At 61.5% G+C, this 19,239-nt stretch carries 18 protein-coding genes; 8 read left to right on the top strand and 10 right to left on the bottom strand.

Annotated elements, in window-relative coordinates:
- Positions 1-8 precede the first annotated feature (8 nt).
- The 7 genes from OGM81_09235 to OGM81_09205 form a co-directional block, all read right to left on the bottom strand.
- Positions 9-773, bottom strand: a complete 765-nt coding sequence (locus OGM81_09235; protein ID UYJ42521.1) for an SDR family oxidoreductase — start codon at positions 771-773, stop codon at positions 9-11.
- A gap of 61 nt (positions 774-834) precedes the next feature.
- Positions 835-1,806, bottom strand: coding sequence for a TPM domain-containing protein (locus OGM81_09230; GenBank protein ID UYJ42520.1), 972 nt, complete (start codon positions 1,804-1,806; stop codon positions 835-837).
- 19 nt (positions 1,807-1,825) lie between these two features.
- Complete coding sequence (locus OGM81_09225) at positions 1,826-2,467, bottom strand: hypothetical protein (GenBank protein UYJ42519.1); 642 nt, start codon at positions 2,465-2,467, stop codon at positions 1,826-1,828.
- Between the two features lie 73 nt (positions 2,468-2,540).
- Complete coding sequence (locus OGM81_09220; protein ID UYJ42518.1) at positions 2,541-3,701, bottom strand: toxic anion resistance protein; 1,161 nt, start codon at positions 3,699-3,701, stop codon at positions 2,541-2,543.
- Between the two features lie 56 nt (positions 3,702-3,757).
- Complete coding sequence (locus tag OGM81_09215) at positions 3,758-4,444, bottom strand: 5-bromo-4-chloroindolyl phosphate hydrolysis family protein (GenBank protein UYJ42517.1); 687 nt, start codon at positions 4,442-4,444, stop codon at positions 3,758-3,760.
- A 54-nt stretch (positions 4,445-4,498) separates the two neighbouring features.
- Complete coding sequence (locus OGM81_09210; GenBank protein ID UYJ42516.1) at positions 4,499-5,053, bottom strand: DNA-deoxyinosine glycosylase; 555 nt, start codon at positions 5,051-5,053, stop codon at positions 4,499-4,501.
- Between the two features lies 1 nt (position 5,054).
- Positions 5,055-5,861, bottom strand: a complete 807-nt coding sequence (locus OGM81_09205) for a Cof-type HAD-IIB family hydrolase (protein ID UYJ42515.1) — start codon at positions 5,859-5,861, stop codon at positions 5,055-5,057.
- Between the two features lie 264 nt (positions 5,862-6,125).
- Between OGM81_09205 and OGM81_09200 the strand changes: the two genes are divergently transcribed.
- From OGM81_09200 to OGM81_09185, 4 genes are all read left to right on the top strand, one after another.
- Positions 6,126-6,833, top strand: coding sequence for a hypothetical protein (locus OGM81_09200; GenBank protein ID UYJ42514.1), 708 nt, complete (start codon positions 6,126-6,128; stop codon positions 6,831-6,833).
- A gap of 134 nt (positions 6,834-6,967) precedes the next feature.
- Positions 6,968-8,761 (top strand): penicillin-binding transpeptidase domain-containing protein, encoded by a 1,794-nt coding sequence (locus OGM81_09195; protein ID UYJ42513.1) that lies wholly within the window; start codon positions 6,968-6,970, stop codon positions 8,759-8,761.
- Positions 8,762-8,950: 189 nt separating this feature from the next.
- A complete protein-coding gene (locus OGM81_09190) occupies positions 8,951-9,691 on the top strand; it encodes an AAA family ATPase (GenBank protein UYJ42512.1) in 741 nt (246 codons plus the stop codon).
- A gap of 45 nt (positions 9,692-9,736) precedes the next feature.
- Positions 9,737-10,144, top strand: coding sequence for a methylglyoxal synthase (locus OGM81_09185; GenBank protein ID UYJ42511.1), 408 nt, complete (start codon positions 9,737-9,739; stop codon positions 10,142-10,144).
- 75 nt (positions 10,145-10,219) lie between these two features.
- Here OGM81_09185 and OGM81_09180 read toward each other — a convergent pair whose 3' ends face one another.
- The gene (locus tag OGM81_09180; protein UYJ42510.1) at positions 10,220-10,630 is read right to left on the bottom strand and encodes a pyridoxamine 5'-phosphate oxidase family protein; all 411 of its coding nucleotides are present in this window, start codon (positions 10,628-10,630) and stop codon (positions 10,220-10,222) included.
- Positions 10,631-10,649: 19 nt separating this feature from the next.
- Positions 10,650-11,834, bottom strand: a complete 1,185-nt coding sequence (locus OGM81_09175; GenBank protein ID UYJ42509.1) for an LL-diaminopimelate aminotransferase — start codon at positions 11,832-11,834, stop codon at positions 10,650-10,652.
- 259 nt (positions 11,835-12,093) lie between these two features.
- On the opposite strand from OGM81_09175, the gene OGM81_09170 reads away from it, so the two are divergent.
- On the top strand, positions 12,094-13,755 hold the full coding sequence (locus OGM81_09170) for a glutamine--tRNA ligase/YqeY domain fusion protein (protein UYJ42508.1): 1,662 nt from the start codon (positions 12,094-12,096) through the stop codon (positions 13,753-13,755).
- A 74-nt stretch (positions 13,756-13,829) separates the two neighbouring features.
- Positions 13,830-15,008: a S8 family serine peptidase gene (locus OGM81_09165; protein ID UYJ42507.1), complete on the top strand. Its 1,179-nt coding sequence runs from the start codon at positions 13,830-13,832 to the stop codon at positions 15,006-15,008.
- A 438-nt stretch (positions 15,009-15,446) separates the two neighbouring features.
- Here the strand turns inward: OGM81_09165 and OGM81_09160 are convergent, their stop codons facing one another.
- The gene (locus OGM81_09160; protein UYJ42506.1) at positions 15,447-16,814 is read right to left on the bottom strand and encodes an MATE family efflux transporter; all 1,368 of its coding nucleotides are present in this window, start codon (positions 16,812-16,814) and stop codon (positions 15,447-15,449) included.
- Between the two features lie 95 nt (positions 16,815-16,909).
- Between OGM81_09160 and OGM81_09155 the strand changes: the two genes are divergently transcribed.
- Both OGM81_09155 and OGM81_09150 read left to right on the top strand, forming a co-directional pair.
- Positions 16,910-17,839, top strand: coding sequence for a leucine-rich repeat domain-containing protein (locus tag OGM81_09155; GenBank protein UYJ42505.1), 930 nt, complete (start codon positions 16,910-16,912; stop codon positions 17,837-17,839).
- Between the two features lie 45 nt (positions 17,840-17,884).
- Positions 17,885-19,234, top strand: a complete 1,350-nt coding sequence (locus OGM81_09150; GenBank protein ID UYJ42504.1) for a VWA-like domain-containing protein — start codon at positions 17,885-17,887, stop codon at positions 19,232-19,234.
- Positions 19,235-19,239 lie beyond the last annotated feature (5 nt).

Here is a 19,239-nt window from a genome sequence, read left to right as displayed (position 1 = left end):
CCTTTTTGTTACCGATACAACTTTTTCTGCTGCTGATGGGCTGCGATCTTGATATAGGCGGAACGCGGCAGATAGCGGCCCAGGGTCATGCCAGCGGCCACCAGCGGGCCGGGCACGATGATGGTCCTGCGGCGGTGGATGCCGTGCAGTGCGCATCGCACGCAGAATTCCGGCGTGATGCCCTTTAAGGCAAACTGCACGTTGGCCACGGCGTTGAACTCCGTGTTCACCGGCCCGGGGCAGAGGCAGCCTACATAGACCGGGCTGTGCATCTCCCGAAGTTCCTCGGCCACAGCGCTGGTCAGGCTGACAACATAGGCCTTGGTGGCGTAGTAGGCAGCCATGTACGGCCCGGCAGGCATCAGCCCCGCGCAGGAGCCGACGTTGAGCAGCGCGCCGCTCCCCTGCTCTTCCATCTGCTGGACGATGCGCTTGGTCAGGATGTGCAGCGCCCGGACGTTGGTCTCGATCATCTGCAGTTCTTTTTCCAAATCGGTCTGCAGAAACGGCCCGCAATCACCAAAACCGGCATTGTTGATGAACAGATCGATGCGGCGGTCGGCCAAAGCATCCGCCAGACGCAGGCACTCGCTTTTGCGGGCCAGGTCGGCGGTGAAAATTTCACACTCGGTGGTCAAGCTGTTGGAAAGCGCCTGCAAACGGTCGGCCCGGCGGGCCACCAGCATCAGGTTATAACCGCGGGCAGAAAGCTGACGCGCGAACTCGGCCCCGATGCCGGAGCTGGCACCAGTGACAACGGCAAATTTAGGCATAGGGATGTTGCCTCCTTTTCTAAAAATGCCCCGGCGCGAAGCCGAGGCACTGTAAAACTGCTTAATGGTGACGGCCTACACCGCCGCCACGGCTGGAACCGCCGCCGGTGTGGTAGCCGCCGGATGGACGGGAACCGCCAGATGGGCGCGATGGACGAGAGCCGCCCGAACGGCCTGCGCCGCCAAAGCCGCCCATGCCACCGCCGGTGCGATAACCGCCGGGGCGATAACCGCCGGGGCGCGGCCCACCGCCAAAACCAGGGCCGCCCGGCGGCGGGGGCGGCGGGGGCGGCGGACGCCGCGGCCGACGGGAAGCACGGCCCATGCTGTACCAGAACATATCACGGCCAACGCCACCACGGGGCCCTCCGCCGCGGGGCGGACGGGGCGGTCGGGTCAGCGTGGAGATGACCCAGATGATCAGGATGACCGCAATGATAACCATGATAAAGCCCATGATGTTGCTTTCTCTGTTTCTGCCAAATGTGTTGTTGGCTACGGACGAGGTATCCAGGGTCACACCATAGATGCCGCACAGCTTATCCGCAATTGCGGCCACGGTAGCGCACACGCCGGCATCGTAATCGCCGCTGACCCAGTTGGGTTCCATCTTGTCGTCCAGGATCGTGCCCAGGGTGCTGATGGACAGGGCCGATTCCAGGCCGGTACCGCGGGTGATGTAGTAGTCATCCTCGCCGGGGGCCAGCAGGAGCAGCACACCGTTGTCCCTATCACTGGAGCCCAGGCCCCATTCGTTCAGCACGCTGTAGGCGTAGCCTTCCATGGTGGAGTTGCCGATGTACTCGGTCGTATAGACGCCGATCTCTGCGCCGCAGGTGCTTTGCAGGGCGGACGAGATCTCCGTAACATAGGCAATGGTATCCCGGGAAAGGATGCCGGCATAGTCGTTTACGGGGGTGGTTTTATCCACCTGGGGTGCTGCCGCAGCCGGCAGCGCCAGGACCACCACCGCAAACAAGCTGACCAGCACTGCCGCCAGGCGGCGCGCCAGTTTATTTGCAGATACGTTCATTTTCATTTTCCTTATCGTGTCACGGTTCAAAGGTCGGAATGTCCTTTACGCCCCACAGCGCAGCCTGCACCCCGCCGGGGAAGCCGGAGGCCAGCTTCAGGTAGCTGTCGGCTTCTTGATTATAGGCAGCGGTCTCGCGGTCCAGGATCATCTGGCTGGAAACAAAGCTGTCATACAAATCGGTCAGCTGCCCTTTGGCCTTGCTGTCCGCCTCGTCGGCGGCGGCCGTGTACAGGGTGTCGACGGCGGTGTACAGCTGCCGGTTCAGCGTGTACTGCTCGTTGGTATCTTTGCGGTCGGCGGCTTCGTTCCAGTTATCCAGCGCAGTCTGGGCGGCCTGCAGGTCCGCATCGTCGGTACCCACTACGGCAGATGCAATGCGGATGAGGCTGGCGGCGGCATCGGCCTGATTCGAAAAATCCTGCTGGATGCCGTTGCCGTAGTCATCGATCTGACTGGTGTAGATCTCGCTGGTCTCGCGCCACTGGCCTTTTAACTGTGCGCCGCCGATGCCCAGCACCGACGCCACGATCGCCACGGCCAGCACGGCCAGGGCGGCGGGGCGCTTTTTGGCCGCAGCGGGCAGCCTGGTCTCCGCCTCGCCAAAGACCTCCAGCTGGGGGCCTTTGATTTCGAAGCTCTCCTGTTGTTCCAGTTGCATAGTTTTATCCTTGTTATAAAATGCCGTTCGTTAGGGGCTCCCCCTGAGAGGGGGCCTTTCGAGTGGGATCCTTTTACGCGTTGATCTCCAGCAGTTTGCTGCGGAGCTCGCCTTCGATGCGGCCCAGTTCCTGCTCGGCGTTGGCGCGCTTGACCTTGCCCTCGGCGCGGATCTTGTTCAGCTCGTCCAGCGTCTCGATGAGCTGCTTGTTGGTCTGCCGCAGGGTCTCGATGTCCACGATGCCGCGCTCGGACTCCTTGGCAATATCGATGGTGCCCTGCTTGAGGGTAGCGGCGTTCTTGCGCAGCAGCTCGTTGGTGGCGTCGGTGACGGCGCGCTCGGCCTGCATGGCCTGCTGGCTGTGGGCGATGCCCAGGGCCAGGACCATCTGGTTTTTCCACAAGGGGATGGTGTTGACGATGGTTGTCTGGATCTTCTCGGCCATCATCGTGTCATTGCTCTGGATCAGGCGGATCTGCGGGCCCATCTGGATGGAGACGTTGCGGGTCAGCTCCAGGTCGTACAGCTTCTTCTCAAAGCGGTCACACAGGTCGGCCAGGTCGCGGGCAGCCTGAGCATCCTCGGGCAGCTGGGTGCGCTGGGCTTTTTCCTGCGCAGCCTTCAGGTCGGTATTGCGCACCTGCTCCAGCTTCTTTTTGCCGGCCAGGATGTACATCGTCAGTTCTTTAAAGTAGACAAGATTCAGCTCATACATCTTGTCCAGCATGGTGATGTCCTTCATCAGGGTGACCTGGTGGTCCTCCAGCTGGGTCTTGATGCGCTCCACGTTCTTGTCAGCACTTTCGTAGCGGGTCTTGAGCTGTTCCAGGTTATTGCTTGCCTTTTTGAACAGACCCAGAAAGCCCTTGGGCTGCTCGGCGGTGGCGTCAAAGCCCTGCAGCTCAGAGATCAGGCTGGTGATGAGTTCGCCGGTCTCGCCCATATCCTTGGTCTTGACGCGGGAGAGGGCGGTCTCGGAGAAGTCGCTCAGCTTCTTCTGGCTGGCGGCGCCGTACTGCAGCACCATCTGGGAGTTGGTGATGTCAATCTTCTCGGCAAAGTCATTGACCATCTTCTGCTCTTCGGGGCTAAGCGGGGTATCCTCGACCTTGACAGGCTCGGCCTTGGGGGTTTCCAGCTTGGCCGCCTCGGCGGCTTCGTCCGCGATAGGGTCCAGTGTCAGGGTGGGGGCAGCGGGGGCGGTCAGGTCCAGTTCATTGTTCAGTTCAGCCATGGGAGGTCTTCCTTTCCATTTCAAAATATATGAATATGATCCAATCAGGTTGCGGCTCAGGTCAGGTTCTGGCTCTTCAGGATGCCGTCCAGCACCTCAATATCGGTGGAAATGTCCATTGCCTCGGCACTGTACAGGGCGTCCAGCTGATTTTCAAAGGCTTTGGCAATCGTAGTCGTATTTTTTCTCACTTCATTCAAAATTTGCTGGGAGTTCTCGCCTTTAAAGCCTGCCTGGACTACCGTTTCATAGGTCGTCCGCTCTCCCATATCCATTCCGACATCGGCGAAATCTTTTTCAATACGCGCATATGCAGCCAAAATCTTTACAGCTTCCGGCAGATAATAGCGGGCAAAACGGTCTACCTGCTTTGCCTTTTCCGGCTGCCGTTCGACCACTCTCACAATACTGCGCCCGGCCTTTTCCATTCTATCCATTTCATAGGAAAGTTGGGCATCCGGGATTTCATCGTTCAGTTCATGCAGTTCATCCAGCTTTGCCGTAATTTCTGTCAGCATGGTGTCCACATCCTCACTGCCCGTGGCGTAGGGCACCTGCTTACGGATGACGCGGGTGGGGCAGAATTTGGTGCCCAGCCCGTAGGCCGCCAGACTAAGCCCTGCGATGATGAGCAGGTTGGACAGACGGTAAGCCGGCAGCAGCAGTGCGCCCACCGGCCACACCAGCGCCGCCAGATAGATCGGCAGCACCGGGCGGGTGCGTTTTTCTTCCCATTTATTCATCTGCAAAGTTCTCCTTTGCGCTGCTTACGTTAAAATTGTAGCGATATGTCCTTATTATAGAACAAAATCGGTACGTTCGCAACCGTTTTCCTGCAAAAAAGGCAGCAGTTCCCGGCCCCAGACGGTGCGCAGACGGTCCATCGACCACGCCGCGTTGGCGGGGCTGGTGCTGGGCAGCACCACGGCGGGCATACCCGTGCTTGCCTGGGCATATTTTGCATAGACACGCCCCGAAGCCGCGCCATTGCAGAACACCGCCTGCACCCCCAGTTTGCGGATGAGGGCGGCGACGTCGTTCGGTTCCACATTGCGGATGGAGGCATCGGACGCGCCGCGGATGTCGCAGGCACCGATGGTATCCCACACAGCCAGGCCGTGCTTCAGGATGACAGCCTTTTTCGCCTCGATGTCCTGCCAATCGGGCACCGGCTCGCCGGTCAGGCTGGCCATCAGCGGCCAAAAGCGGTTTTGCGGGTGGCCGTAGAAAAAGCCCTGCTCCCGGCTTTTGGGGCTGGGAAAGCTTCCCAAAATCAGCGCTTTGGCCCGCGCCCCATACAGCGGCGGCAGGCCGGGGCCCACATGGGTGTAGGCGGCTTTGGTCTCGGCCATGTTAGAATGCCTCCGGCCAAAGTTCCCGGCAGAGGTCAGCCACGCCGTGGGGTTCGGCGTCGGGGCCGGTGCGGTCGGCGGCGGCTTTGGCGTTGGCGCTGCCGTTGGCCATGGCGATGCCCATGCCTGCGGCAGCCAGCATGGCGGTATCGTTGTCGCCGTCTCCGATGGCCACGCACTCCTCCGGCGTCAGACCTGCCAGCCCGGCCAGCTCGCACAGGCCGGCGCCTTTATTGACGCCCTTTTGCATAATATCGCAGCCATCGCTGCCGGGGTAGGAGTAGAGAAACTGCAGGCCGAGATAGCCGTACTTTTCCTGGAACTGCGCGGCTTGTTCCCGGGGCAGGAAGCCGAAGCAGCCGAAGGGCATCTCCACCAGATGGTGATCCTGGTCCTCGCCGTCCACGATGTTGTTGTACAGGTTCTTGGCCTTTTCCCGGCGGTCGAACTCAGCAAAATCGATGTAGGCGTAGTTGGCGTCGTGGAAGGTGAACCGCAGGGGCAGCTCGTAATCCTCGAAAAAGTCCACGAGAGCGTACATTTCTTCAGCAGTCAGGCGGTGGAGGGCCAGGTCATTGCCTTTGGCGTCCACCAGCTGGGCGCCGCCCGCACAGACCCAGTAATCGGGCTTGAGGTCCCGCAGCAGGCCCTTGCCCACGCCGGTGCGGCCGCGGCCGGTGGCGATGGCGATTTTGACACCCGCTTTCTGCACGGCACGCACGGCGGCGGCGTTCTCCTTGGGGATCTGCTCGCAGCTGCCGGGGCGCAGCGTGCCATCAATATCTAAAAGCAACAGCTTGTATTTCATGGTTTGTTTCCTCCTGGTTTGATCCCTTAGGCAATACCGCATAATTCTAAGTGCCGATACGGCGAGCGAGGTGCGGCAGCTGCTAAGCCAAAAGCGCAGATAATACTTTGTGTATTATCGAGCATTTTGGCAACGCAGTTGCCGTGCCGCAGCCGCCGGAGCGGTGCTTAAGCCGTCAGGCGGGAATTGTGCGGTGTTGCCCTTACATTATAGCAGAGTATGCGGGGCAACCGCAAGGCATATTCTGGGGTGGAGGTGGTGCGGATGGCACGGGACAGCGGATTGATCTTTGCGGAGCAGCCCCGCAGGCGGCGTTGGCCGCTTTTTGTGCTGGCGGCGGGGCTTGTGCTGCTTATTGCTGCGCTGCCCCGGCTGGCAGTGCTTTTGCCCGCCGGGGTGCAGCGGGTGGATGCCGCGCTGGCGGCCCGCTTTGTGCCCCGGTACGAGGCCCGGCTGGCGAGTTTGCAGGCAGAGAATACCGCTTTGCACAAGCATCTGGCCGGGGCGCAGATTGCCTTGGCCGAGAATGATGCCTTGCGGCAGTGGGCAGGCATCGAACGCCCGGCGGGGCGTTGGCAGGCCGCGCGGGTGGTGTTCCGCTGGCACGACCGCGCAGAACTGGCAGGCGTGTACCCCGTAGGGGCTGCCGTATGCGATGAGCAGGGACGGTTCGCCGGGCGCATCACCGAAGCCGGGGCCGACCGCTGCACGCTGACCTTTGCGGGATATCTCTCCCCTGCTGCCGCCGGCTTTGCCGGGGAGCAGGCCGGGCTGCTGCAAAAGAACTGGCGGCTGACCGAGCTGCCCCTGCCCACCACGTTGGCCGCAGGCACGGTCGTGACCACCGCCGACGGCCTGTGGCTGGGCACGCTGGCGGGGATACCTGCCCCCGCCGCCGACGGATTGAGCGCCGAAGCCCCGCTGACGGATACGGCAGATTTGGGGAGCCAGGTGTTTTTTATAAAAATGTAACATCTTTTTTGCCGCGGAAATGTTGCTATTTCGGCAGGGATTGCCTATACTGGATGTAGACACATCAAAGGCCTCCCTCTGGGAGGGGGCCGTTTGCGTGTGCGCTCAGCATAGAGGCAAAGGAGGTCTCACCCATGGATAAGCCGCAAAGCACCCGGCGACGCAAGGCGCGGCGGCGAGTGATGGTGCTGCTGGTGCTGTGCTGCGCCGTGTTTGCGCTGTTTCTGGCGCGGCTGGCCTGGCTGCAGTTTGCCATGGCCGACCACTACGCCCAGAAAATGGCCGAGGCCAGTTCGGCCAGCTATACCCTGCCCCAGCATGCGGCGCGGGGTGCCATCACCGACCGCAGCGGCACGGTGCTGGCCCAGGATGAGACAGTCTACGACGTATACCTGCGGGTTCCCGCCCCGCCGGGCACGAACCTGCGGGAGACGGTAAACACAATAGCGGCGCTGACAGGCGGCAAGGATGTGGAAACACAGCTTGCCGCCTTTTGTTCTGCCGTTTCGGCCGGGGAACTGCCGGTGACCCAGGGGTTGGACAGCATCGGAGCCGCCGCTTACTACCGCGCCGGGCTGGTGCAAAGCGGCGCAGTGCGGCTGGCCGCGCGGGGCGTACGCCGCTGGCCGGATGGCACAATTTTGCCCCACACGCTGGGTTTTACGGGGCCGCTCACCGCCGAACAGTGGCCCGCTGCCAGGGCCCAGGGTCTGGCGATGGACGCGTCAATAGGCCAAAACGGTTTGGAAGCCGCCTACGACACCCTGCTGCGCGGGCGGGACGGCCAGCTGCAGATCAACGTCGGTTTGGACGGTGTAACGCGGGAAACCATGCAGACATCCACCCCTGTACCCGGCTGTACGCTGGTGCTGACGCTGGACGCCGACCTGCAAAAGACCCTGCAGACTGCCCTGCAAAACCAGATGGACACCCTGCGCACCACCAAGGGCATCGGAGCCGGACGAGAGGTCAGGGCCGGGGCCGCCGTAGTGGTGGATGTGCGCACCGGCGGCATTTTGGCCGCAGCCAGCCTGCCGGATTTTGACCTGAGCCGCTATCGCAGCGACTACACCGCGCTTTCGGCGGACAGCGCCGCTCCCCTGCTGGACCGGGTCTGCCAGGGGCTGTATGCGCCGGGTTCGGCTTTCAAGCCCGCTGTGGCGGCCGCAGCTTTGACAGCGGGCATCGACCCTGCCGCTACCGTAAACTGCACAGGTAAGTACTTTTATTACAGCAACTACCACCCCGGCTGTTTGCAGTACGGCCACCGCGGGCCGGTGGACCTGCGCACCGCGCTGGAGTACAGCTGCAACATTTTCTTTTACGATACCGGGCGGCGGCTGGGCGTGGATACTTTCAGCGCCATGGCCCGGCAGCTGGGCCTTGCCAACGACACCGGCGTGGAAATTACGGCGGCGCAGGGGCGGCTGACCTGGTCCACCGACACCAACTACCAGGACGGCCTGACCCTGATGGCGGCCATCGGGCAGGGCAACACCGCCGTCACGCCGCTGCAGCTGGCCCAATACGCGGCCACGCTGGCCAACTACGGCCGCAAGCCAACCCTGCATTTTGCCGACCGCGCCGTGCAGCCTGCCACCGGCGCAGCCGTGTGGCAGTACGAGCCGGCTTTTACCGAGATCCCCGGCGGCGAAGCTGTGTTCGGCCCCATCCGGGATGGCATGAAGCGGATGGCCCAGACCGCCCGCGCCCTGCGGGAGGCCCCTGTTACCGTTGCGGCCAAGACCGGCAGCCCCCAGCTGGCCGACACCCTGCCCGGCGGGAGCCACTACGTCAACTCGGTGTTGATCGGCTACGCCCCGGCAGACGACCCGCAGATTGCCATGGCTGTGGTGCTGGAGTATGGCGGCGGCGGCGCCAACGCCGCGCCTGTCATGCGCGCCGTGCTGGACGCGTGGTTTGAATAAAGCTTGCATGATTGCATGACTTTTGCAGGCTTCGTTTGCGCTTTGCGCAACCGCTTTTACAATTTTATTGTGATATTGCGCAAAAATATTTTGTGATTTTTTACCAAAAAATCTGTTGCCGAAGCGCAGACAGTATGCTATAATGTAGACAGAATAGTGTCGCGGTATTGTGCGGCAGAGGGAGCTTCCATGAGCGCACAATGTGTTATGATCTGTTCCGGTAAAGGCGGCACCGGCAAAAGCACCGTTTCGGTGCTGCTGGGTGCGGGCCTGGCCCGGCTGGGCCGCAAGGTCCTGCTGGTGGAGCTGGATTCCGGTTTGCGCAGCGTCGACATTATTGCAGGCGTCTATGGGCGCACGGTGTACGACATCGAGGATGTCCTTTGCGGCCGGTGTGAACCGGCCAAGGCCATCGTGCCCAGCCCGTTGTACGCCGGGCTTTCGGTCATCAGCGCTCCGTATGAGGGTGGCGAGGTCGCGGCGGTGCCGTTGGGACGGCTGCTGCAGGCCGTGCGGCCGTACTTTGATTTTATCCTGCTGGACACCGCCGCCGGGATGGGTGCGCCGTTTACAGCGGCCGCCACAGTGGCAGACCGTGCCCTGCTGGTGCTGACCCCCGACCCCGTGGCCCTGCGGGACGGCAAAATTGTGGCCGACCGGCTGCTGGCGGGGGGGCGTCCCCAAGGCGCCGTGCGCCTGGTGATGAACCGCGTCACGCGGGACAGCTTCGGCAAGCGCGCCAGCGTGGAAGATCTGGATGAATGTATCGACACCGTGGGTGCGCAGCTGATTGCAGTCATCCCCGAAAGTGTCGCTTTACAGCAGGCCGGCGCCGCCGGTACTGTGCCCCCTGCGCACGATGCCGCTGTTGTGGCCGGGCAGGCTTTGGCAAAACGCTTATGCGGGCAAAGGGTCCCGCTTACTTTCTAAGGTACATATTTGTACGAATTACCGCAAAAGGATGGTGGATCACTCATGACGATCGCTCTGGTTGCACATGACTCCAAAAAGGAGCTGATGGTGCAGTTCTGCACGGCTTATCGCCACATATTGGCACAGCATCACCTGATTGCCACCGGCACGACCGGCCGCCTGGTGGAGGAAAACGTCGGCCTGCCCGTGCAGAAGTTCCTGCCCGGCGGCCATGGCGGCGGCCAGCAGGTCATGGCTCGTATCGCCTGCGAGGAAGTGGACATGCTGCTGTTCTTCCGCGACCCCATCGCTGCCAAGCCCAGTGAACCCAACGAGATGAACCTGCTGCGCATCTGCGATGTGCACAACATCCCCGTGGCCACCAACATCGCCACCGCCGAGGTCCTCATCCACGGCCTGGAGCACGGCGACCTCGACTGGCGCACCATCCTGCACCCGTCGCATGCGTAAAAGTCAAAAAATTGCACAAAAACACCCCCGCAGATTTGGTTGGTCTGCGGGGGCGCTTTGTTTATTGCGGTTTGCTTAGTAGTTCATAATATCCTTCACCACGCCGGACATGGAGAAGAGTCTGGCGGAGAGGTGGTCTAGGTAGACGATGCCCAGCTTGTGGCCGGTCTCCTCGTTGTACAGGTCGGCCAGCTGGGGCATGACCTGGAAAGCGGCGGCCTGAGCTTCGGGGGTGTTGTCAAAGTTGGCAGTGCCCTGCACGCGCAGCCACTCGCCGCGGTCGTTGGCTGCGCAGATCTCCAGGTTGGTGTTGTCCAGCAGCTGCTTGTAGGCGGCCTTGTGCTTGCCCAGGGCAATGCACAGGTGGTCCTTATACCACATGGCAAAGCCGATGGGGCGCACGCGGGGCAGGTAACCATCCACGGTGGCCAGGTAGAAAGTGGGGTTTTCCTTCAGGAATTCCATAATTTCTTCATTCGGTTTCATTGTACGTTCCTCCGATGAATTAAAGTGCAGCCAGGGCGGCCTTGATGCGGGCAGCAGCCTCTTTGGTGCGGGCTGCGTCACCGAAAGCCGTCAGGCGGAAATACCCTTTGCCGCAGGGGCCAAAGCCCTCGCCGGGGGTGCCGACCACGTTGGCCGTTTCCAGCAGCCAGTCGAAGAACTCCCAGCTGCCCATATTGTTGGGGCAGCGCAGCCAGATGTAGGGGCTGTTTTTACCGCCGCAGTACCACACACCGGCCTCGTCCAGGGCGGCGGCGATGACGGCAGCGTTGGCGCGGTAGTAGTCCAGGTTCTGCTGGATCTCGCGCATGCCTTCCTCGGTAAAGACGGCGGCAGCACCGCGCTGGACAACATACGCAACACCGTTGAATTTCGTAGTCTGGCGGCGCAGCCACATCTTATTCAGCTTACCGCCGGCCAAGGCAGTGGGCACCACGGTATAGCCGCAGCGGGTGCCGGTGAAGCCTGCGATCTTGGAGAAGCTGCAGACCTCGATGGCCACCTCCTTGGCGCCCTCGACCTGGTAGATGCTGCGGGCCAGGCCCGGCTCGGTGACGAAGCACTCGTAGGCGGCGTCAAACAGGATGACGGCATCGTTCTGCTTGGCCCAGTCCACCCAGGCTTTCAGCTGCTCCACCGAGTAGGTGGCACCGGTAGGGTTGTTGGGGCTGCAGATGTAGACGATGTCAGCGTGGGGGGCTTCGTCCGGCATGGGCAGGAAGTTGTTCCCGGCGGTGGCGGGCAGGTACAGGATCTTACGGCCAGCCATCACATTATCGTCCACGTAGACCGGGTAGACGGGGTCGGGCACGAGGATGGTGTTATCCCGGCTGAACAGGTCCAGCAGGTTGCCCAGGTCGCTCTTGGCGCCGTCAGAGATGAAGATCTCGGCCATATCCAGCGATACACCGCTCTTGGCGTAGTACTTCCGGATGGCCTCGCGCAGGAACGCATAGCCCTGCTCGCTGGGGATGTAGCCGTGGAAGGTCTCCTTGCGGCCCTGCTCCTCGACGGCCTTGTGCATGGCCTCGGTGACCGAAGCGGCCAGCGGCAGGGTGACGTCACCGATCCCCAGGCGGATGACATCGGCCTCCGGGTGGGCTTTCTGGTAATCAGCGACTTTATGGGCGATGGTGCTGAAGAGATAGCTCTCGTTCAGCTCGGCATAATGCGGATTGAGCTGCATGGTAGTCCCCCTCTATGAATGTTCGGTATTCCTCTAATTAGGATAACTTTACCACAATTTTGCAATCGGTGCAAGATAAAAGCGGCGGAACTTGCTTTAATTAAGCAAATCGATCCGCAAACGGACCTCCCGCAAAGCGCGGGCGAAACGCTCTCCCGGCCATCTTATGCCGGGAAACTGCGCAAAATGCCGCCCACCACTTGCGAAATACCTATAACTGGTGTAAAATAAGTAAATACTAGAAATTTGGGGTGCAATTATGGCAGAAGAGAAATTTTCCAACTTTTTGACGGATATTATCGATGCCGACCTGGCCGAGGGCAAGGTCGACGTGGTGCATACCCGTTTCCCGCCGGAACCGAACGGCTACCTGCACATTGGTTCGGCCAAGGCAATTTTCATCAACTACACCATCGCCAAGCATTACGGCGGTTTGTTCAACCTGCGCTTTGACGATACTAACCCCGCCCGCGAGGGTGACGAGTACGTGCAGAGCATCCTGCAGGACCTGCACTGGCTGGGTGCCGACCCCAACGGCGGCATCTACTACGGCAGCGATTATTTTGAGCGCTGCTATGAATATGCCGAGCAGCTCATCCGCGAGGGCAAGGCCTACGTGGACGACCTGACCCGCGAGCAGATGCAGGAGTACCGCGGCAACGACGCCGGCAAGCCCAGCCGTCCCAGCCCGTACCGTGACCGCACGCCCGAGGAAAACCTTGACCTGTTCCGCCGCATGCGCGCCGGTGAGTTTGCCGACGGCGAAAAGACCCTGCGTGCCAAGATCGACCTGGCCAGCCCGAACATGAACATGCGCGACCCGACCATCTACCGCATCAAGCATGTGACCCATCACCGCCAGGGCGACAAGTGGTGCATCTACCCGATGTACGACTTCGCCCATCCCATCCAGGACGCCATCGAGGGCATCACCTTCAGCCTGTGCAGCCTGGAGTTTGAGAACCACCGCCCGCTGTACGATTGGGTCATCCGGAACCTGTTCGGCAAGGAATTCCCGAAGCAGCGCGAGTTTGCCCGCCTGAACGTGACCAACACCGTCATGAGCAAGCGCTACCTGCGCGAACTGGTGGAGAAGCACATCGTGGACGGCTGGGACGACCCCCGCATGCCCACCCTGTCCGGCCTGCGCCGCCGCGGCTACACCCCCACCAGCATCTTCACCTTTGTTAAGGAGGCCGGTATCTCCAAGGCCGACAACCTGGTGGACATGCGCCAGCTGGAGGCCGTGCTGCGCGCCGAGCTGGAGCTGAACGCCCAGCGCCGTGTAGCTGTGCTGGACCCCATCAAGCTCATCATTGACAACTATCCCGCCGACCGGTGCGAGATGTTCGACCTGCCTAACAACCCGAACCGCGAGGTCAACGACACCACCACCCGTCCCGTGGCCTTTACCAAGGAGCTGTGGATCGAGCGCAGCGACTTCTTTGAGGTACCGCCGCCGAAGTTCAAGCGCCTGACCCTGGGCAGCGAAGTGCGCCTGATGGGCGCTTACCTGGTGCGCTGCACCGGCGTGGACAAGGACGAGGCCGGCAACGTGGTGGCCGTACATGCCAACGCCGACCTGGAGACCCGCAACGGCAACCCCGCCGACGGCCGCAAGGTGCGCGGCACCATCCATTGGGTCAGCTGCGAGCATTGCATCGACGCCGAGGTCAGCCTGTACGACAAGCTGTTCACCGAATCCAACATGAACAGCATCCCCGACGATGCCGACTTCAAGGATTACCTGAACCCCGACAGCGTGACCACCGTGCCCCACGCCAAGCTGGAAGAAAGCCTGAAGGACGCCAAGCCCGGTGACCGTTTCCAGTTCGTGCGCAACGGCTACTTCACCCCCGACAGCAAGCACGCGGGCACCTACAACCGCATCGTGACGTTGAAGGACAGCTTTAAAGTTTAAGGCAACACCCGGTCTGCCCTGAAAAATCGGAGCGGCCGGGCTTTTTTGACAGGCCGGAAAAAGGAGGAGTTCCCATGAGACGCATCATGCTTTTGTCTGCCGGGCTGCTGGCGCTGGGCCTTACGGCCTGCGGGGCTGCCGGGGCGGTGAATCCCGCCGCATCCCCTGCCGCACCGGCGCCCACTGCGCCGCCTGACGAAAACGCGCCTGAAATTTCTGAGCCTGCCGTTTCCGTTGAGCCTTACAGCGACCTGCGCTATCTGCCCTGGGTGGATGACTATGCCAAGCAGACCTATCAGCCCGACGAATACAACGCCTCTGAGCTGTACACCTATACCTACAACACCGGCACTGCGTTTGCCGGGGCCGAGGACGAAGCCGCCGCATTGCTGGAGGCGTGCAAAGACCCCGGCCTGGGCGTGCGCAGCTTGCAGGCGCGCGGCATCACCGGCAGGGGCGTGAACGTCGCCATCCTGGACCAGCCGCTGCTGACCGACCACCCCGAATTTGCCGACCGCATCGCCGCTTACTACGATACCGGCTGCGAGGGGGAGACCAGTTCCATGCACGGTCCGGCGGTAGCCAGCCTGCTGGCGGGCAAAACCATCGGCGTGGCGCCGGATGCCCACATTTACTATGCGGCCTGGCCTTCCTGGCTGAAAGACAGCCGCTATGCCGCGGATGCACTGGATTGGGTGCTGGAGCAAAACGAGGCGCTGCCCGAAGGTGAGAAGATTCGGGTCGTTTCCGTTTCGGCTGCGCCCGGTTCCGCCGATATGTTCCAGAACACCGACCTCTGGAACGCCGCAGCCGCCCGTGCCGAAGAAGCCGGGGTTCTGGTTTTGACCGTAGAGGGCGCAGGCACAAAACCGGACCGCCTTATGCCCTATCCTGCTGTCTTTGACCCAAACGCCCGGGATGACCCAGCCGCCTGTCGGGTCGGCTTTCCTGGCGAGGACGGTTCCTCGGTGTTTGCAAAAAATGCACTTGCTCTCCCCTGCTCTTACCGCACAACAGCCGAGGAATACACCGCCGGTCAGTTCGGCTACACCCACTACGGACAAGGCGGCCTGAGCTGGGGCATCCCCTACTGCGCCGGGGTGATGGCCCTGGGCTGGCAGGTGGACCCCACCCTGACCGGCGATGAGATCATGCGGTATCTGCTTTCCACCGCCGCCACCGGCACGGATGGCAACTCCATTATCGACCCGGTACATTTTGTCGAGACGCTGGAAACCAACCGCAGCACCTGAACACAACAGCCAGCCCCGGTTTTGGGGGCTGGCTGTTTGGTTTATAGGCAAAATCTCACAAAATTTCAAATCCCTGGGTGGTGGGATATTGAAATTTTGAGATTTTGAGACAACGTCATACCATCGTTGATTTTTTATGTTATGGAACGATGGTGTAAAGAGAAGTGAAATAACGGGTAGTTTGTACTAACCGTATTCTCAAAATTTCATTATTTCACTATCCAGCTCATGAAATTTTCTATGAGAAAATAGCACAGGAAGTAGTATTGCAGTTTCCAGGTATAGGGTAATACCTGGAAACTGCAATACTACTTCCCTGTAATGATAGAGCATGTAGGGGCGAACACTGTTCGCCCGTCAACTTGGCGTGGCAGCGCCTTGCCGGGAAAGTTGCTCATGCGGCAAACGGCCGCGGGCGACCAGTGGTCGCCCCTACGATCAGGTTTGTGCGTCCCGCTTCGCAATGCAGCGTTTCAGCCAGCCGCCGCGCAGGTAGTAGAGGATGAACAGCAGCGACGCCAGCGTCCAGGTCAGGGGGTAGCTGAACTCGACCGTGGCGATCGTGTGATAGAGCGGGACCATCGTGGCCAGCCACAGCATCCGCAGGCCGCAGACGAAAAACACCGTGATCAGCGTCGGCACGCGGACGTCGCCGCAGCCGCGCAGTGCGCCGGACAGCACCTCGATGCTGATATAGGTGATGTACACCGGCGTCAGCACATGCATCATCTGCACGCCCACCGCCACCACGTTGTTATCCTGCGTAAACACGCGGAAAAGCGGCTCGGCCCCAAAGTAGAAGCTGACACTGACCAGCAGCGTCAGCCCGGCGGCCATGGCCATACACACCCGCACGCCGCTGCGCACGCGGTCGTACTGGCGGGCGCCAAAGTTCTGCCCCACAAAGGTGGTGATGGCAATGCCCAGCGAGTTGATGGTCATCCAGAATACGAAATCAATTTTGCCGTAGACGCCCCAGGCGGCGATGGTGTCGGTGCCGAAGCTGTTCATGCAGCTTTGGATGACCATGTTGCTGAGGTTGTACATGGCGCTTTGGGCCGCCGCCGGGATGCCGATGGTGCAGATGGCCCCCAGGATGCCCGGCTCCATCCGCATTTTGTCCAGCGAGACATGCCAGGGCATGCCCTCGGAGCCGATGACGCAGCGCAGGGTGAGCAGGGCGCTGGCCACCTGGCTGACCACCGTGGCGATGGCCGCACCGGCCACGCCCCAGCCCAGCACCGCGATGAACACCACGTCCAGCACGATGTTGACCAGCGACGCGGCGATGAGGAAGTAAAGCGGCCGCTTGGAATCACCGATGGCACGCAGAATATAGGTGCCGGTGTTGTACAAGATCTGGGGTATCATGCCCAAAAAGTAGATGCGCAGATACAGCGTGGATGCGTCCAGAATTTCGTCCGGCGTGCCCATCAGGCGCATCATGGGCTGGGCCGTCACAAGGCCTGCCAGCGTAAGAACCGCACCGATGACCACGCTGAACACCAGCGCCGTGTGTACCTGGCGGTCGACGCCGTCATAATCCCGCGCACCGAAACTTTGCGATACCACGACACCTACGCCGCTGCAAAGCCCAACGAACAGGCCTACCAGCAGGTTGACGAACGCTCCCGTTGCGCCCACCGCTGCCAGCGCCCGGGTGCCCACAAAGTTGCCCACGATGAGGGTATCGGCGGTGTTGTACAGCTGCTGGAACAGCGTGCCGAACCAGATCGGCAGGAAAAAGGCCAGCAGCTGCCTGGGGATGCTGCCGGTCAGAATATCCGTCTGTTTGACATTTGCCATGTTTTTGCTCCGTTTTTCTTGTCTTTTCTTCCATTTCATATTTCTTGCCACACTATTTTATGCTATAATGTGGGCAATGTAAAGGGGTGATTTTTGTGGCCGTACTTTGGGAAAACTGCGCACGGGGGGAAAACTGCGCGCGTGGTGCGCGGGTGCTGCGGGTGCTGGGCGATACGCCCTGCCCGGTGGTGCCGGATACCGTGGATGGCCTGCCCGTGGTGGAGATCGCCCCCTATTGTTTTGCCGACAGAGCCGTGATCGGCGGTGCCCTGTGGCCTGCGGACAGCGCCGACACCCATGAGGTCACCGGCAATTTTGTACAGGAGGTCACCCTGCCCGACACGGTGCGGGTCATTGACAGCGCGGCCTTTTATAACTGCCGTAAGCTGCGCCGGGTACGGCTGGGCAAAGCGGCTGACAGCTTTGGCAGTGACCTGTTTACCAACTGCCGCAGCCTGGAAGTGCTGGAGCTGCACGCCGGTCCCGGCGAGGCAACGGGGTTGCGCCGGCTGCTGGTGGCCATCAGCGCGGACGTGACGGTGGAGTTCACCGGCGGGGCGCGGTTGTTCTACCCAGAATATTTTGAGCTTCTGGACGAAAACACCCCCGCACACATTTTCAACCACAGCATCGAGGGCGAGGGCTACCGCATGCGGCAATGCTTTGCAGCGGACGGCAGCCTGGACTTTGCCGCCTACGACGCCAGCTTTGCCCAGGCCTGCGTGGGCGAAAGTGAGGAAAAGCTCTGCCGTCTTGCGCTGGGGCGGCTTTGCCTGCCCTACGGTTTGGGCGACGATGCCCGCGCCGACTACGAGTTTTATCTGACTGCCCACCCGGACGCGGCGTTTACGTTGGCCATCACCGCCCGGGATGAAGCGGCGGTGAAACTGCTGGTTGGCCTGGGCCTGCCCACCGCCAACGCTGCCGCTTTTTGCGCCCGGCAGGGGTGGAGCGCGGGAGCCGCGCTGTTATTAGGCCGCCCCAAGCGTGCCGCGAAAAAAACGTACGGTTTTGACGATTTGTAGAATATTAGCAAATATAACGTTGCGTATTGCAGAAAGGAGGGCACCATGGCTAAGCACATCCAAACCCAAGCCGAGTGGGAATCCACGATGGCACGGCGCATTATGGATCAGCTGCGGGGCGAGTTGTATCTCGACCAGCGCTACCTGAACGCCGCCCTGGGTGCCCTGCCCCCTGCCCCGCTGCCCCCCGGTACCACCGGCGCGGCCTTTGCCGCCGACGGTGCCCGCCTGTGCTATCCGCCTGCCTGGGTGCTGGCCACCTACCGCAAAAACCGGCGCTACCTGCCCCGGGCTTACCTGCACAGCGTGCTGCACTGCATCTTCCGCCACCTGTGGCTGCGGGGCGGCCGCGACCGCACCCTGTGGGGGCTGGCCTGCGACATCGCCGTAGAAAACACGCTGGACAGCCTGAACACCCCGGCCACCACCCGCCCGGTGGGCTGGCTGCGGCAGCAGGCCTACCAGCAATTGCAGAACCAATGCGGCTTGCTGGCCGCCGGGCCTATTTACCGCGTACTGCGGGAGTGCGACGAGGAAACGCTGACCAGGTGGCTGCGGGAGTTCACCTGCGACGACCACCGCTTCTGGCCTGCCGACCCGGACAGCCCGCAGGCCCAGATGCAGGGCAAACAGTGGGAACAGCTGGGCCGCCAGACGCAGCTGAGCATGGAGGAATCCGGCCGGCACGCCGGCGAAAACGCCGGTGCCCGCGCCCTGCAAGCGCAAGTACAGGCCAGCCGAAGCCGCCGCAGCTACCGGGATTTTCTGCGCAGGTTCGCTGTCTGGCATGAGGAACCCCATCTCGACCCCGAAGAATTCGACCTGGGCTTTTACAGCTACGGCCTGCGGGTGTACGGCAATCTGCCGCTGATCGAACCGCTGGAAAGCCGCGAGGTGAAAAAGATCCGCGACTTTGTCATTGTGCTGGACACCAGCGAATCCACCGCCGGGGAGCTGGTGAAAGCCTTTTTAAAGGAAACCTTCACCTTATTAAAAAGCCAGGACAGCTTTTTCCGCCAGTGCCGTATTTTGGTGCTGCAGGCGGACAATGCCATCCGGGACGAGACCTGGCTGACCGATCTGGACGCACTGGACCGCTACACCGCCCGTTTTACGCTGCACGGGGGCGGCGGCACCGACTTCCGCCCCGCGTTTGCCCGCATTGCCGAACTGCGGGAGCAAGGCGAGCTCCGTGCCCTGCAGGGCGTCTTGTATTTTACCGACGGCAAGGGCATCTACCCCGCCCACCGGCCGCCCTTTGAGACCGCCTTTTTGTTTTTGGAGGACGGCACCCCGCCGCCGGAAGTGCCCCCCTGGGCCATGCGCCTGATTTTGCAGCCTGAGGAATTTGAATCGATTGAGCAACACGACCGCAAAGCCCCGCCGAAAGGATGATGCGC

Source organism: Oscillospiraceae bacterium (assembly GCA_025758045.1).
GTDB lineage: Bacteria > Bacillota > Clostridia > Oscillospirales > Ruminococcaceae > Gemmiger.
The sequence above is the reverse complement of the archived record's forward strand: the minus strand, read 5'-3'. Positions and strand labels throughout refer to the sequence as shown.